Annotated in this window: 12 protein-coding genes and 2 pseudogenes; 5 read left to right on the top strand and 9 right to left on the bottom strand. The window is 56.6% G+C overall.

Annotation, left to right across the window (positions count from 1 at the left end; translation table 11 throughout):
* Nucleotides 1-32: 32 nt before the first annotated feature.
* From AC0L7S_RS03765 to AC0L7S_RS03750, 4 genes and pseudogenes are all read right to left on the bottom strand, one after another.
* Entirely contained in the window at nt 33-1,175 is a 1,143-nt protein-coding gene (locus tag AC0L7S_RS03765; protein WP_473473136.1) for an ABC transporter permease, read from the bottom strand.
* Complete coding sequence (locus tag AC0L7S_RS03760; RefSeq protein WP_473473135.1) at nt 1,172-2,092, bottom strand: ABC transporter ATP-binding protein; 921 nt, start codon at nt 2,090-2,092, stop codon at nt 1,172-1,174. The genes AC0L7S_RS03765 and AC0L7S_RS03760 overlap by 4 nt, the downstream gene beginning before the upstream one ends.
* Nucleotides 2,089-3,041, bottom strand: a pseudogene (locus tag AC0L7S_RS03755) (HlyD family secretion protein). Before AC0L7S_RS03755 ends, AC0L7S_RS03760 begins: the two are co-directional and overlap by 4 nt.
* A 3-nt stretch (nt 3,042-3,044) precedes the next feature.
* Nucleotides 3,045-3,740, bottom strand: a complete 696-nt coding sequence (locus AC0L7S_RS03750; protein ID WP_473473134.1) for a CerR family C-terminal domain-containing protein — start codon at nt 3,738-3,740, stop codon at nt 3,045-3,047.
* Between the two features lie 125 nt (nt 3,741-3,865).
* Between AC0L7S_RS03750 and AC0L7S_RS03745 the strand changes: the two genes are divergently transcribed.
* Both AC0L7S_RS03745 and AC0L7S_RS03740 read left to right on the top strand, forming a co-directional pair.
* Nucleotides 3,866-4,339 (top strand): CYTH domain-containing protein, encoded by a 474-nt coding sequence (locus AC0L7S_RS03745; RefSeq protein ID WP_473474169.1) that lies wholly within the window; start codon nt 3,866-3,868, stop codon nt 4,337-4,339.
* 40 nt (nt 4,340-4,379) lie between these two features.
* On the top strand, nt 4,380-5,183 hold the full coding sequence (locus AC0L7S_RS03740; RefSeq protein ID WP_473473133.1) for a C40 family peptidase: 804 nt from the start codon (nt 4,380-4,382) through the stop codon (nt 5,181-5,183).
* 56 nt (nt 5,184-5,239) lie between these two features.
* Here AC0L7S_RS03740 and AC0L7S_RS03735 read toward each other — a convergent pair whose 3' ends face one another.
* The 3 genes and pseudogenes from AC0L7S_RS03735 to AC0L7S_RS03725 form a co-directional block, all read right to left on the bottom strand.
* Nucleotides 5,240-6,955, bottom strand: a complete 1,716-nt coding sequence (locus tag AC0L7S_RS03735) for a SulP family inorganic anion transporter (RefSeq protein ID WP_473473132.1) — start codon at nt 6,953-6,955, stop codon at nt 5,240-5,242.
* A gap of 90 nt (nt 6,956-7,045) precedes the next feature.
* Nucleotides 7,046-7,299: pseudogene (locus AC0L7S_RS03730) on the bottom strand (helix-turn-helix domain-containing protein).
* A gap of 90 nt (nt 7,300-7,389) precedes the next feature.
* Complete coding sequence (locus tag AC0L7S_RS03725) at nt 7,390-8,094, bottom strand: phosphatase PAP2 family protein (RefSeq protein WP_473473131.1); 705 nt, start codon at nt 8,092-8,094, stop codon at nt 7,390-7,392.
* Nucleotides 8,095-8,279: 185 nt separating this feature from the next.
* On the opposite strand from AC0L7S_RS03725, the gene AC0L7S_RS03720 reads away from it, so the two are divergent.
* Complete coding sequence (locus tag AC0L7S_RS03720; RefSeq protein WP_473473130.1) at nt 8,280-10,283, top strand: PhoX family protein; 2,004 nt, start codon at nt 8,280-8,282, stop codon at nt 10,281-10,283.
* A 56-nt stretch (nt 10,284-10,339) separates the two neighbouring features.
* Here AC0L7S_RS03720 and AC0L7S_RS03715 read toward each other — a convergent pair whose 3' ends face one another.
* Nucleotides 10,340-11,101, bottom strand: a complete 762-nt coding sequence (locus tag AC0L7S_RS03715) for an ABC transporter permease (RefSeq protein ID WP_473473129.1) — start codon at nt 11,099-11,101, stop codon at nt 10,340-10,342.
* On the bottom strand, nt 11,098-12,024 hold the full coding sequence (locus AC0L7S_RS03710; protein ID WP_473473128.1) for an ABC transporter ATP-binding protein: 927 nt from the start codon (nt 12,022-12,024) through the stop codon (nt 11,098-11,100). The genes AC0L7S_RS03715 and AC0L7S_RS03710 overlap by 4 nt, the downstream gene beginning before the upstream one ends.
* A gap of 205 nt (nt 12,025-12,229) precedes the next feature.
* On the opposite strand from AC0L7S_RS03710, the gene AC0L7S_RS03705 reads away from it, so the two are divergent.
* Together AC0L7S_RS03705 and AC0L7S_RS03700 are read left to right on the top strand one after the other, a co-directional pair.
* Complete coding sequence (locus AC0L7S_RS03705; protein ID WP_473473127.1) at nt 12,230-13,591, top strand: cytochrome ubiquinol oxidase subunit I; 1,362 nt, start codon at nt 12,230-12,232, stop codon at nt 13,589-13,591.
* 11 nt (nt 13,592-13,602) lie between these two features.
* Nucleotides 13,603-14,607, top strand: a complete 1,005-nt coding sequence (locus AC0L7S_RS03700) for a cytochrome d ubiquinol oxidase subunit II (protein WP_473474168.1) — start codon at nt 13,603-13,605, stop codon at nt 14,605-14,607.
* The last annotated feature ends 7 nt before the right edge of the window (nt 14,608-14,614 follow it).

Genomic DNA, 14,614 nt, shown 5'->3' with positions numbered 1-14,614 from the left:
TATTTGGTGAGGAATTGTGGCTGTGGTGGAATTCAGTCCAGCGTTCGGCGAAAGCGCAGCAATGCCAGGCCTGCAAACAGAATGACAAAGCCAAACAGCCAGAGAATTTCGATGCTGATCGCCGGCAACGACGCGCCTTTCAGCATGACGGCGCGCACAATGCGCAGGAAGTGCGTCAGCGGAAACACTTCGCCAAGCCATTGTGCCCAACCGGGCATGCCGCGATAGGGGAACATGAAGCCGGACAAAAGGATGGATGGCAGGAAAAAGAAGAAGGTCAGTTGCATGGCCTGCATCTGGGTGCGCGAGACGGTTGAAATCGTATAGCCCAGCAGCACAAGCCCGAGCACGAATACGAGAATACTCGACAACAACAGTGTGAGACTGCCCACGAAAGGCACGAAAAACAGGAGCTTGGCCGCGATCAGCACCACCACCACCTGGACAGCGCCCACGCAGGCATAGGGCAGCACCTTGCCAAGCATGATTTCCAACGGGCTTGAGGGCATGGCAAGCAGGTTTTCCATGGTGCCACGCTCGGTTTCACGCGTTAGCGCAATCGACGTCATCATCACCATCGTCATCTGAAGAATAACGCCGAGCAGGCCGGGCACGATGTTATATTGCGATATCCCTTCGGGGTTGTAGAGGCGGTGAACCACCACATCGAGCTGGGATTTCGCGGTTTCCGCCTCCATTTCCTGCTTGCCGCGCGCCCTGAGCAGGGCTTTGCTGGCAATGGTTCCCAGCGTCGAGATCGCGCCGCTGGCCACTGACGGATCAGTGGCATCCGCCTCGATCAGGATTTGCGGATGATCACCGCGTTCAACCTTCTGCCCGAAATCCGCTGGTATGGTGACAAGAAATGCCACTTCGCCACTTGCCATCAATTCGTCTGCTTCGGCTTGGGTCTGGGCGATATGGATGAAGCGGTAGTAGTTGGTGTTTTCCAGTGCCGCGATCATGGCGCGTGAATATTGGTCGCTACTCATGGAAAGAAGCGCAGCCGGCAGGCCTTTCGGATCGTTGTTGATAGCAAATCCAAACAGGATCAGCAGCATCAGCGGCACGCCGAGCATCATGGCGAAGGTGACGCGGTCGCGCCGCATCTGGATAAATTCCTTGATCAACAGCGCGCTGAGCCGCGACCAGGAAAGGATCGCGGAGCCGTTCATTCCATATTATCCTTCGAACCGGCCATGAACTGGATGAACACGTCTTCCAGACTGGTTTCCCCTTGCTCCACCCTTACCTTCGGAAAGGTCGTTTTGACACCGACTAGTGCCGCCATCAGTGCATCTCTATCGGAGCCGACCACATGAAGAGTGGTACCAAATGGTGCGACCTGATCTACACCTGGTTTTCCGGTGAGTGCGGCCGCCACTTTTCCAAGATGCGAACCCTGCACAATGAAGGTGGTAAGTCCTGCATTGCGCACCACTTCATCAACCGTGCCGGTGGCCAGCATCTTGCCGTATGAAATATAGCTGATGCGATGGCAGCGCTCCGCCTCGTCCATGTAATGAGTGGAAACCAGAACCGTCAGGCCATTGCTGGCCAGAAGATGTATCTCATCCCAGAAATCGCGCCGGGCCTTGGGATCGACGCCAGCCGTCGGCTCGTCAAGCAGCAGCAGTTTCGGCTTGTGCATGATGCAGGCGGCGAGAGCCAACCTCTGCTTCCAGCCACCCGACAATGTGCCGGCAAGTTGGTTGCGTCGCGACGTCAGGCCGAGGTCTGCAAGCGTATCTGCCACTTGCTTCTCAACCGGGTGCATTCGATAGAGCCGCGCGACGAATTCAAGGTTCTCACCAATGGTAAGGTCTTCGTAGAACGAGAATTTCTGCGTCATATAGCCGACTTCGCGCTTGATCTTCAGCCCTTCGGTCTTGAGATCATAGCCAAGCACTGTGCCGGTGCCGTCGTCAGGCGTCAGCAACCCGCACATGATGCGAATTGTCGTGGTTTTTCCAGACCCGTTTGGCCCCAGGAAGCCGACAATCTCGCCTTCCGCCACGGCCATGCTGACACGGTCCACAACCGTTTTCTCGCCATAGCGTTTGACCAGACCATGAACGTCGATGACGTTCATTCCGCGCTATCCACGGGTGCCACGTCCACGATTTGCCCAGGCTGCAAGGCAGTGGCCTTGCCTTCAGGCAGCGCTTCAACGAGATAGACGAGCTTTTGCCGGTTATCGAGCGAGTAGATGACCGGCGGCGTGAATTCGGGATCGGGCGAAATATAGCTAACCCGGGCTTTCAAATCCGGCTCGCAGCCGTCGCAATAGACATGAAATTCTGCACCGACCTTGATCGACGAGAGTATTTTTTCAGGGACATAGACGGTGAGTTTTACTGCGCCCTCGGGAAGTATGGAGATAACGGGCGCTGCCGGTCCCGCAGTATCTCCGGGATTGAGAATGACATCATTGACGCGCCCAATCGATGGCGCTTCCAAAGACCGCTTGGAAAGCCGCCATTTTGCTTGCGCCAGCATCGCGCCCGCCTGTTTGACCTTGCTGTTGGCAGCCTTGATCTCCTCGGGGCGCGCAGGCAGACCGGCTACCGCAAGATTGGCCTCGTTCTGGCCGATCTGCGCCTGGGCGACTTCCACCGCCGTTGCAGCTTCGTCGAGTTGTGCCTGAGTTGCGATGCCACGTTTGGAAAGGTCTTTCGTGCGGTCCAAAACGCGTTGGGCTTCTTCAGCCTGCGCCTTGGATGAGCGCACAGCGGCTTGCAGAACGGCGATTTCTTCGGGCCGTTTGCCGACCTGCAAGTCGGCAAGCTGTGCTTGTGCCTGAGCAAGACCCGCCTCGGCTTGCGCCACCGCGATCTCGGCGTCCACGCTTTCCAGTGTAACGATTGGTGTACCCGGTCGGACTGTGTCGCCGCGCCGTACCGATACGGATTTCACCTGTGCCACTTCTATCGGCGCCAGCAAGACGTAATCGCCTTCGACGTAGCCCACGGCTATCGGGTCAGGCAGCGCACATGCAGAAAAATCTGTGCCATAAGCGGAAGCGAACACAGCAGACTCATCGGCTAGACATCCTTCCGGTTAGCAAGAATAGCACTGAAATTATCGCGTACGACGTCAAGTATTTTGCTTGCTTCGCTGTCGCCAATGGCGTCCCAGCCCATGCCCCGCATCACGATTTCCCGTCCGATCCGAAAATAGATGATTTGGCCAATCATGGTGAACATTGTGAGGCGTGTCGCTTCACTGTCCGCCGGCTCTCCGCTCGCCTGCTCCCAGATCTGGCAAAGTTTGCGATGAGTCGGTTCAAACACGCCTTCATAGATGCGGTCGAGCGCTTCGGTTGGCTGGGAGGTTTCACGCAGCATGAACTGGACAATGTCTCCGGCCTCAGGGCGCGCCACCAAAAATGCCACCATGCGTTCAATGGCGGAAAATAGCTGGTCACGTGCCGCGTTCGGATCACGGATTTCGGTCTTCAGCGCCTGAACATCACCGATCGCTTGGCCGGCAATCGTCTCGACTGTCTCGACAATATAGTCGGCTACTGCCGCGCGCAGACCGCTCTTCCCGCCGAAATGGTAGGCAATCGAGCCGATATTGGCATTGGCCAAGGCTGCGATTTCGCGCGTTGACGTGCCATTGAAACCTTGTCGGCCAAATAGCTTCAGTGCCGCCCGTATCAGTGCTGTGCGGGTTAGATCGGCTGGCGAGGTCGCAATGTCGCCGATGTCAGGCGAGGTATTTGGCACGGGAATCATGCCATTACCTTTATCAATCGATTGATTAAGGTAAAGTGACCTTTGTGACGATTGCACGAGCATTGCACGACATTGTCAGCGCCGCAGCGGTTGATTTGCCTTCCCGCACGCGCTTTAGTTGGCCCATGGCCAAGGAAATCGAGCGAAAATTTCTGATTGAGAACGGTTCGTGGCGTGATGCTGCGGACAAAACTATTGCCATTACCCAATTTTACCTCGCCATATCGGCGGAACGCTCGGTGCGCGTTCGGATCAGCAATGAGGGCAGCGCCAAACTGACGCTTAAATTTGGCAGCGATCTGCGCGAGCGTGATGAATTTGAATATTCTATTCCGCTCGAACAGGCGCAGGAGATGCGGGCATTCGCTCTTGGTACTGTAATCGACAAGAACCGGTATCATGTCCGCCACCAAAATTACCTATACGAGGTCGACGTATTCAACGGCGCTCTGGCTGGATTGGTCGTTGCCGAACTGGAGACACCGGACGCCGTGGACGCAGCCATGTTGCCGGGGTGGCTGGGGCGCGAGATCACAGGCGAGTTGCGATATTCCAATGCCTCGCTCGCCCTGAACGGATTTCCGGAAATGGCGTTGTGAGCGAAAGGATGGTTCAAGTTCGGCAAGGTATGGCACAACGATGATAGCGCCCACCGACACATTGCTGGATAAACTGGGGCGCTGGCTGGCCAACAGATTGCAGGACGAATCCTCCGGCTATGAGCCCTATACGCCGTCCGACCCCGAAACGCTGCGGCGCACATTGGAACCGGGTGATATCCTTCTGGTCGAAGGCAACCAGAAGATTTCAGCGGCCATCAAATATCTGACCCAGTCAACCTGGTCGCATGCCGCGTTTTACATTGGCGACGCTTTGCCGGAACCGGAAGATGGTTCGGAGCGTCCGCGCTTGATCGAAGTCAGGCTGGGTGAGGGGTGTGTCGCCGTGCCTCTGTCGCGCTACCACACATATAATACGCGCATCTGCCGGGCCAGCGGCCTGACGCCGGATGATCGTGATCGAATTGTTTCGTTCATGATCGAAAAGATCGGCCTGCGCTACGATCTGAAAAACATCTTCGACATGTTGCGCTATTTCCTGCCAGCGCCGCCCGTGCCCGTTCGCTGGCGCCGGCGTATGCTTGCCTTCGGTTCGGGTGATCCGACGCGCGCAATATGTTCGACGCTCATTGCCGAAGCCTATCAGATGATACGCTACCCCATTTTGCCTGAAATTACGCTTGCACCCGGGCGCTCTTCAGCCAGATCGCGTTATTCTAAGCATGAAATCCTGCATATTCGCCATTATTCGCTGTTTACGCCGCGTGATTTCGATCTTTCGCCCTATTTTCGCATCGTCAAGCCGACACTTGAATTCGGTTTCGACTATCGGACGCTGGTGTGGAAAGACCCCGAGGAAGAGGTTTCGCATGACGCGAAATGAGGCGGAGTTTCTTCCGGCGATCTAGAGTCCTGACCCTAAGTGTCCGGCAGGTAGTGTCATGCTCGCACGGTTTCCTTCGCACCCTTGATATCGGCCTGTGCGCTATCGACTGTTTCCATGTAGTGAACCAACGGAGGCGTGAGGCCGTGGGAGCCTAAAAGTGCGCGCATTCGTTCCGACGCACCGGCTATGTAGAAGTGAATCCCTTGCGCTTTTGCCTTGCGTGCCACGCTTTCCAGGACATTGGCCGCGGTGGAATCCATCAATGGCACCGCAGAACAGTCGAGGATGAAGCTTTTGCGTTCGTCTGCGATGCGGTCGAGCACGGAACCTACGGTTGATGCCGCACCAAAAAAGAAGGCACCCGATATGCGATAAACCACCGTATCGTCGCTATTTCTGGCTTTGGCGTCATACGCTTGGCGCGAGCCGTTGACTGTGTCTGCAACGTCTTCGGATGCAAGTGGCATATCGGCCTCGACCGCGACAGACTTGGCCATTCGATCAATGAACAACAGTGCTCCCAAGGCAAAGCCAACGACAATGCCGGTTGTCAGGTCGCGAAAAACGACAAGGCCGAATGTCACCAGAAGAACGGCGGCGTCCCCGTGCGAAGACTTGATCAAGGCTGAGAATGCGGGCCGTTCGATCATGTTCCAGGCAACGATTGCGAGAACGCCCGCCAGCGCGGAAAGCGGGATGTAGCTTGCAAGTGGTGCTGCCACCAGCATGAAGCCGAGAAGGCATAAGGCATGTATGATGCCCGAGATGGGGCTGTATGCGCCTGCCCGTACATTGGTCGCGGTGCGCGCTATGGTACCGGTTACGCAAATCCCGCCAAAGAGTGCCGAGCCGATATTGGCAAAACCTTGAGCCACCAACTCGCAGTTCGAGCGGTGCCTGCGCCCGCTCATGCCATCTGCGACAACGGCCGAAAGCAGGGATTCGATGGCACCGAGCAGGGTGAAGGAAACGGCGTCAGGTACAACGGCCAGTATCTTGTCCAGAGAAGCCTGTGGCAGCTTCGGTTCTGGAAGCATGTTGGGAATGCCGCCAAAGCGTGTGCCGATGGTCTCGACATGAAGGCCGAGTGCCACGGCGGCAATCGAGCCAAGAGCTACGGCGATCAGCATGCCCGGCCATCGCGGACGCCAGCGCTTCAAGACTACGATGGTGGATATCGTCAAGCCTGCCACGAACACGGCGCTGGCATTGATCGAGTCGGCCACACCACCAAGCGCGATAAGTTTGGGCACGAACTCTCCGGGTTCTTTCCCCACCAGCGTCAAGCCAAACAAGTCATGCAACTGGCTCGCAAATATGATGATGGCAATGCCAGCGGTGAAGCCGACGGTCACCGGATAGGGAATGAATTTTATATAGGTGCCAAGCCGCAGATAGCCGACCAGAACAAGCATGACACCGGAAAGCCCCGCCGCGAGGATCAATCCATCGACGCCATGCCGTTCGACTGTTGCCGCCACCAATACGATGAAAGCGCCGGCCGGTCCGCCGATCTGGAAGCGACTGCCCCCAAGCAGTGAAACGATGAAGCCGCCGACGATCGCGGTAAAAAGGCCTTTCTCCGGGCCTACGCCAGAAGCAATTGCTATCGCCATCGACAGGGGGAGTGCCACGATGGCGACCGTCAGTCCGGCGACGACATCGGCGCGAAATTGTTGAAGCCGGTAGCCTTCGCGCAACACCGTCACAAGTTTGGGCGTGAACAGTTCCGAAAATGTCGGCTGCGCCCTGGGTCGGCTGTGAGCCATAGTCTTGCCTTCCGCTAAGAAGCGAAGGGATCGTCGTTAATTCGGCGGTCGCCGTCGCGGCTTTCTCTTTTGCGGACCCTGAACGGGGCTCTAGGAAAACACCGGCTTCAGTCGAACCCCTCGGCCACCACGCTCGCTTGGTTGGTTCTCGCCGATCAATTCCACCCCGGCCTCGTCGAGCGCCTGGATGACCTTCATCAGCGTATCGACCACCCCCGGACCACGCCATCACTTGCTTCCATTCGCTGAATGGTAGGAAGCGAAACCCCGGCGCGTTCGGCAAGCGTCTTCTGGTCGATACCGGCCAGTGCACGGGCCGCGCGCATCTGCGCTGCAGTGATCACCGGTCAGAACTCCAGTTTGAGTCTGCACAAGATATGTATGATACATTCATAGTGATGTGTCAAACATCATAATAAATGTGCAGAACGTAATCATAGTGAATTCTCCTGTGACGCGTCGCGTCCGCGTGGAAATTGCATGGCAAGCCACCACAGCATGGCCCACGCAAATCCCGCACACCAGCCTGCGAGTACATCCGAGGGCCAATGAACACCAAGATAAATCCGGCTGATGCCGACCAGAAACGTGGTCAAAACCGCCAGCGAGAGCACGTAAATCTTCGTCACCCGCCGCTTCACGACTTGTGCTGCGATGCTGCCAAGCGTCAGATAGGTGACAGCCGAGAGCATGGCGTGTCCGCTTGGGAATGAGTATGTTGACACGTCAACGAGATGTGAAACGAGTTCGGGCCTTGGTCGCTCGATCCCAAGCTTCAGGATACTCGATAAAAACTGCCCGCCTGCCACTGCTGCGAAAACGATGAGTGCTGTTTGCATCTGGCGTTGAAGAAGCAGAAACGCAATGACCGCCATCGTGGTCAGCAGAAGGATGATCGTGCTGCCAAGGCTGGTGATATCGCGCATTACACCGTGAAGCCAGTATGGTCCTATCGGAATATCGGGATGTCCAACTTGGCGAAAAGCCAGCAAAATACTGGTGTCGAAACTGTGTGGTGCGCTGTCGAGAGCCACTTCCATCAGTTCTACAAAACCCCAGAGCGCCCCCGCAATGCAGAGGCCCGCCACAAGCATCGGAAATTCCACCCGTTTGAAAAGCCTTGGCACAGTGGTCTGCATATGTCTGTTTTTGCTCCTAATGGCTTTTGCCATGTGAGCCTTGTTTCCCAAGCATCCGTTCCGGTCAAGGCGCTTGATCGCCGAGACGAGGTAGAGCAGATTTGCCGTGCGTGGCAAATTGCCAACGGGCACCACTACCGGTCCGTGCAGCAATATCTTTATCCACCTGCCGCCAGAGGAAAGCCATGTCCGAAAGAGCAACGCAAGAACAGATTTTCCCCTCAAGCCAGCTTGAAGAAAATGACGGCCCCGGCACCAACAACACAGACAATCGCACCATGGGTGAAATAATTGCGTCCCGCTTTTCACGCCGCGGTTTCCTCAAAGGCTCGCTGGCTGTTTCCGCTATTGCGGCAACGGTTAGTCCGCATGCACTATTCAGTGTTGAAAAAGCGCATGCGACAGGCACATCTGCTTTCACTTTCGACGAGGTTGAGGCCGGCATTGACGACACGCATCATGTCGCGGCCGGCTACGATGCCGACGTGCTGTTGCGCTGGGGTGATCCGATCTTTGCCGACGCACCGGAATTTGATCCGCTGAAGCAGTCGCCCGAAGTGCAGGCGAAGCAGTTTGGCTATAATAACGATTATGTCGGTTACATCCCGCTCCGTGGCACGCCCGAACATGGCCTGCTCGTCGTCAACCATGAATATACCACTCCGCACCTGATGTTTCCCGGCATTGTTGAGGTCAATGAGAAAGAGGGCAGGAAGGTTCTCGAACTGAAGCCGCTGACGAAAGAACAGGTCGACATCGAGATGGCAGCCCATGGCGGCACCATTGTTGAAATCAGGAAAGATGCCGGCAAATGGCAGATCGTGCGCGATGGCAAACTCAATCGCCGCATCACCTCGAACACTGAAATGGCGCTGTCGGGACCGGTCGCCGGGCATGAGCGCGTCAAGACCGATGCCGATCCCTCCGGCATCAAGGTTTTTGGCACGCTCAACAATTGCGCCGGCGGTGTCACGCCCTGGGGCACCTATGTCATGGCCGAAGAAAACATCCACGGCTATTTTTCGGGTGAGTTACCGCAGGGGCACAAGGAAGCTATCAATTATAAGCGTCTCGGCATCCCGCGAAGCTCTTATGGATGGGCAGCGCATTATGATCGTTTCGACATTGGCAAGGAACCGAATGAGGCCAATCGTTTTGGCTGGATTGTCGAGGTAGATGTCAACGATCCGCTTTCAAAGCCGAAGAAGCGCACGGCGATGGGCCGCTTCAAGCACGAGGGTGCAGAATCGATCGTTTCCAGGGATGGTCGTGTCGTGTTTTATCTCGGTGACGACGAGCGTTTTGACTATGTCTACAAATTTGTGACAAACGCCAAATTCAACCCTGATAATCGCGCCGCCAACATGGATATTCTCGACGGCGGCACGCTCTACACGGCGAAATTCAGCGATGACGGCACGCTTGAATGGCTGCCGCTGACCTTTGGCACAGGCTCTCTGACTCCAGAGAATGGCTTTTCATCGCAGGCGGACGTGTTGATCGAAACACGCCGTGCCGCAGACTTGCTCGGCGCGACCAAGATGGACCGGCCTGAAGACATTCAGCCTGACAGTGTCACGGGCAAGGTCTATGTCATGTTGACCAACAACACCAAGCGCAAGGATGATCAGGTAGATAACGCCAATCCGCGTGCCAGAAACGCGTTTGGTCACATCATCGAAATCGCCGAGGACGATGGCGATTTTGCTGCCACCAATGGCAAGTGGGAAGTTTTGCTGAAATGCGGCGATCCGTCTGTCGCTGAAGTTGGTGCATCGTTTTCCACCGCAACGACCGCGAATGGCTGGTTCGGCATGCCCGACAATTGTGCCGTTGATTCGGCGGGTCGATTGTGGGTGGCGACCGATGGCAACAGCCCCGAAAGCACTGGCCGCACCGACGGTTTGTGGGCGCTCGACACTGAAGGCGAAGCGCGCGCCACTTCGAAATTGTTCTTTCGCGTCCCCATCGGCGCGGAAATGTGCGGGCCACTGTTTACGCCCGACGATCAAACGGCATTCGTCGCCGTCCAGCATCCGGGAGACGGTGGCGAGGATTGGGACGGGTTTGCACGTCCTTCCTACTACGAAGACCCATCTACCCGTTGGCCGGATTTCCAGCCCGATATGCCAGTTCGGCCTTCAGTCGTGGCAATCACCAGGCAGGGCGGCGGCAAGATCGCATCATAGGCAAAATACAAAGCAAGCGAAGGTGGGTTTTGCCCCGCTTTCGCTTTGCCATCCCACTAGGTTCTAAGCCTGTAGCCCGTCTTGAAAATCCAGGCGATGACCGCGATGCAAGCCACCATGAAGGTAACCGTCATGCCAAGGCTTACTGAAAGCGAGACATCGGCAGTACCAAAGAAGCTCCATCTGAACCCGCTGATCAGGTAGACGACCGGATTGAACAAGGTAATGGTGCGCCAAATGCCGGGCAGCATATCGATGGAATAGAACGATCCCCCGAGGAAAGTCAGTGGCGTCACGATCAGCAGTGGCACCAGTTGCAACTGTTCAAAACTCACTGCCCAGATGCCGATAATGAAGCCGAACAGGCTGAACGTAACGGCGGTCAGGACAAGGAACGCCAGCATCCAGACAGGGTGCTCGATATGCAGAGGCACGAACAGCGAAGCGGTCGCAAGGATGATCAGGCCGATGGCAATGGACTTGGTTGCAGCCGCCCCGACATAGGCGACAACGATTTCCAGATAGGAAACCGGTGCCGATAACAACTCATAGATTGTCCCGACGAATTTCGGGAAATAGATCCCGAAAGATGCGTTCGAGATCGACTGCGTCAACAGCGACAGCATGATCAGGCCCGGAACGATGAATGCGCCATAGCTGACACCGCCGATCTGGTCGATACGTGAGCCGATGGCTGCGCCGAAAACAACGAAATAGAGCGACGTAGATATGACCGGCGAGACGATACTCTGCAAAATGGTGCGAAGTGTTCGCGCCATCTCATAGCGGTATATAGCCCAGATCGCGTGATGGTTCATGGGTCTTTCCTCACCAGCGAAACAAAGATTTCTTCAAGCGAACTGTTTTCAGTGTCGAGGTCGCGAAACTCGATGCCTGTCGCTTCGAGATCGCGCATCAGCGAGGCAACACCCGGGCGTTCACTCAGATTGTCATATGTATAGGTGAGGGCGTCGCCATCGTCCGATATCTCCAGCCCATAGCGCGCCAATGTCTCGGGAACGTCAGAAATCGGGCTGCGCAATTGCAGTTTCAACTGCTTGCGGCCCAGCTTGCGCATCAGTTCGCTTTTGTCTTCAACCAATACGATCTCGCCATTGTTGATAACGCCGACACGGTCGGCCATCTCCTCGGCTTCCTCGATATAGTGCGTCGTCAGGATGATGGTGACGCCGCTTTCGCGTAACCGGCGCACCATCGCCCACATATCCTGGCGAAGCTCGACATCGACCCCGGCGCTGGGCTCGTCAAGGAACAGAACACGCGGTTCATGCGCCAGTGCTTTGCCGATCAGGACACGTCGCTTCATGCCGCCGGACAATGTCACGACCTTGGCGTCGCGCTTGTCCCACAGCGACAGGTCTTTCAGCACACTCTCGATATATGCCGGATTCGCGGGCTTGCCGAACAGGCCGCGGCTATAGGTGAGCGTCGCCTGCACGGTCTCAAACGCTTCGACGGTCAATTCCTGTGGCACCAAGCCAATCATGCCGCGCACCGCGCGGTAGTCCACGCCGATGTCGTGACCATCCACTGTCACAGAGCCCGCTGAGCGATTGACGATGCCGCAAATGATCGAGATCAGCGTTGTCTTGCCCGCACCATTGGGACCGAGCAAGGCAAAGATCTCGCCTTTTTGAATGTCGAGACTGACATTTTTCAGCGCGTGGAACCCGCTGGAATAGGTTTTTGACACCCCGGAGATCGAGATAATATTCTGCATGAAGATGATTTCTGAAAAGAATGAATTTCTGTCTGACGCCTGAATGTCGGTGCGCGGCGCGCAATGTCAACGCCGCTCCTGACATTTATGGCCATTTTTTAACCCACCCTGCGACGTTGCGCCCCGCGTGACTCCGCGCCGCTTTGACGAGCAGGGCCCAGTACCCTACTTTCCGTTTGAGGGAGAGAGTCGTTGGAGCCTGTGTATGGACCCGCTCATTCTGTCGCGCATTCAATTTGGGGCGAATATTTCGTTCCACATCCTGTTTCCAACGATCACCATAGCACTTGGCTGGGTGCTGCTGTTTTTCAAACTGCGCTACAACGCAACGGGCGATACCGCCTGGATGCGCGCCTATTTCACATGGGTGAAGGTGTTCGCGCTGTCATTCGCGCTTGGCGTGGTCACCGGCGTCACCATGAGTTTCCAGTTCGGCACCAATTGGCCGGGCTACATGGAAAAGGTTGGCAACATTGCCGGGCCTCTGCTCGCCTATGAAATCCTGACGGCATTCTTTCTTGAAGCAGCCTTTCTGGGCATCATGCTTTTCGGTTTCCGGCGCGTATCGAACCGCGTCCACACTTTGGCGACCGTTCTCGTCGCTGGCGGCACCACCGTCTCCGCTTTCTGGATCATCGCGCTGAATTCGTGGATGCAGACCCCAACCGGTTTCGAGATGCGCGATGGTGTCGCGCACGCCACCGATTGGTGGGCCGTGGTGTTCAATCCGTCCATGCCCTACCGGCTCGTTCACATGTTGATCGCGTCGGGCCTGACGGTTTCGTTTCTGGTCGCCGGCTTTTCCGCCCTGCGCTATCTCATGGGGGACCGCTCCGAATCGATGTGGAAGGCGCTGCGCACCGGAATTTTTCTCGCCGCCATACTGATCCCGGTTCAGATATTCGTCGGAGATCAGCACGGGCTCAACACGTTGGAGTATCAGCCTGCCAAGATCGCGGCGATGGAAGCCAACTGGCACACGGGGTCCAACATTCCGCTCGTTTTGTTTGCTATCCCCGATGAGACAACAAAGAAAAACCGTTTCGAGGTAACGATTCCCAACGGTGCCAGCCTCATTCTGAGGCACAGCGCCGACGGTGTCGTGCCGGGCCTTGACCAGTTCGAGGGACAACACCCGCCGGTCTTTCCGGTATTCTGGGGCTTCCGCATCATGGTGGGCACCGGCTTGCTGATGCTGGTCGTGTCATGGGCGGCGGGCTATTTTCTGTGGCGTCGCCGCCACCTGCCTCGGCCATTGGCGTTGCTGATGGTGCCGATGGCCCTTTCGGGTTGGGTGGCGACACTTGCCGGTTGGTACACGACCGAGATCGGTCGCCAGCCCTGGCTGGTTACCGGCGTCTTGAAAACAGCCGATGCGGTCGGTCCTGTCGCTGGCAGCCATGTTGCACTGACACTTGCGATCTATCTCATCCTCTATCTTGTCTTGATGATAGCCTATCTCGGTGTGCTGGTGCATCTGGCGGTGAAGGCAACGAAAGATGGCGACGCTTCGCCTCTGCCCGGCGTTCTTAATGCGCCGCTTTCGCAACCAGCGGCAGGGGAGTGATCATGATGTCCATGACCTTTGATTGGCCAACTCTTCTCCCGCTCATCTTCGCCGGCCTGATGGGGCTGGCGATCCTGGTTTACGTCATCCTGGACGGATTCGATCTTGGCATCGGTATCCTGTTCGCAGCAGCCGATGATGAGGAAAAGGATACGATGGTTGCGGCAATCGGGCCGTTCTGGGATGCCAATGAGACATGGCTGGTGCTTGCGGTCGGGCTGTTGCTCGTTGCTTTCCCGCTGGCTCACGGGATCATTTTGACCGCGCTCTATATCCCGACATTCCTGCTGCTCGTTGGCCTGATACTGCGTGGCGTTGCCTTTGATTTTCGTGCCAAGGTGCCTGCCGGGCGCAAGGATCGATGGAACCGTATTTTCTTTGCGGGATCGCTTATCGCCTCGCTGTCGCAAGGCTACATGCTTGGCGTTTATGTGCTCGGCCTTGATGATGGTCTTGCCGCCATGGCTTTCGGCGCATTGGTCGCACTATGCCTTGCAGCAGCCTATGCGGCGATGGGGTCGGCTTGGCTGATCTACAAGACGGAAGGCACGTTGCAGAAGAAAGCAGTTCTATGGCTGCGCTCGGCGCTGGTCTTGACGGTGATCGGCATGGCGGCCGTGTCATTGGTCACGCCGTTCGCCAGCCCGCGTATTTTCGACAAATGGTTTGTCTGGCCGGAAATGCTTTACCTGTCGCCTCTGCCGATAGTGTCAGCGATATTGTTTCTGTGGCTTTGGCGCCAGACGTTTCATTTGCCGAAAGAAGGCGACCGTCACGCCATCGTGCCGTTCCTCACACTGGCTGCCATTTTTGCGCTGGGTTTTGCCGGTCTGGCGTGGTCGTTCTATCCCTACGTCGTGCCGGATCACCTCACCATCTGGCAGGCGGCTTCCGCGCCGGAAAGCCTCGCCATCATTCTTGTCGGCACCGTGTTCGTGCTGCCGATCATCATTTTCTATTCGTTCTATGCCTATCGTGTTTTCGGTGGCAAGGCGGGTGACCTGACTTACGACTGATGCAGGA

This window comes from Mesorhizobium sp. G2-6-1 (assembly GCF_055809095.1).
The sequence above is the reverse complement of the archived record's forward strand: the minus strand, read 5'-3'. Positions and strand labels throughout refer to the sequence as shown.

Excerpts from the sequence above, each read along its gene's own strand:
- AC0L7S_RS03740 (WP_473473133.1), top strand. The coding sequence starts at position 4,380 with ATGATAGCGCCCACCGACACATTGCTGGATAAACTGGGGCGCTGGCTG.
- AC0L7S_RS03735 (WP_473473132.1), bottom strand. The coding sequence starts at position 6,955 with ATGGCTCACAGCCGACCCAGGGCGCAGCCGACATTTTCGGAACTGTTC.
- AC0L7S_RS03710 (WP_473473128.1), bottom strand. The coding sequence starts at position 12,024 with ATGCAGAATATTATCTCGATCTCCGGGGTGTCAAAAACCTATTCCAGC.
- AC0L7S_RS03700 (WP_473474168.1), top strand. The coding sequence starts at position 13,603 with ATGACCTTTGATTGGCCAACTCTTCTCCCGCTCATCTTCGCCGGCCTG.
- AC0L7S_RS03720 (WP_473473130.1), top strand. The coding sequence starts at position 8,280 with ATGTCCGAAAGAGCAACGCAAGAACAGATTTTCCCCTCAAGCCAGCTT.
- AC0L7S_RS03705 (WP_473473127.1), top strand. The coding sequence starts at position 12,230 with ATGGACCCGCTCATTCTGTCGCGCATTCAATTTGGGGCGAATATTTCG.
- AC0L7S_RS03725 (WP_473473131.1), bottom strand. The coding sequence starts at position 8,094 with ATGCAGACCACTGTGCCAAGGCTTTTCAAACGGGTGGAATTTCCGATG.
- AC0L7S_RS03715 (WP_473473129.1), bottom strand. The coding sequence starts at position 11,101 with ATGAACCATCACGCGATCTGGGCTATATACCGCTATGAGATGGCGCGA.
- AC0L7S_RS03750 (WP_473473134.1), bottom strand. The coding sequence starts at position 3,740 with ATGATTCCCGTGCCAAATACCTCGCCTGACATCGGCGACATTGCGACC.
- AC0L7S_RS03760 (WP_473473135.1), bottom strand. The coding sequence starts at position 2,092 with ATGAACGTCATCGACGTTCATGGTCTGGTCAAACGCTATGGCGAGAAA.
- AC0L7S_RS03765 (WP_473473136.1), bottom strand. The coding sequence starts at position 1,175 with ATGAACGGCTCCGCGATCCTTTCCTGGTCGCGGCTCAGCGCGCTGTTG.
- AC0L7S_RS03745 (WP_473474169.1), top strand. The coding sequence starts at position 3,866 with ATGGCCAAGGAAATCGAGCGAAAATTTCTGATTGAGAACGGTTCGTGG.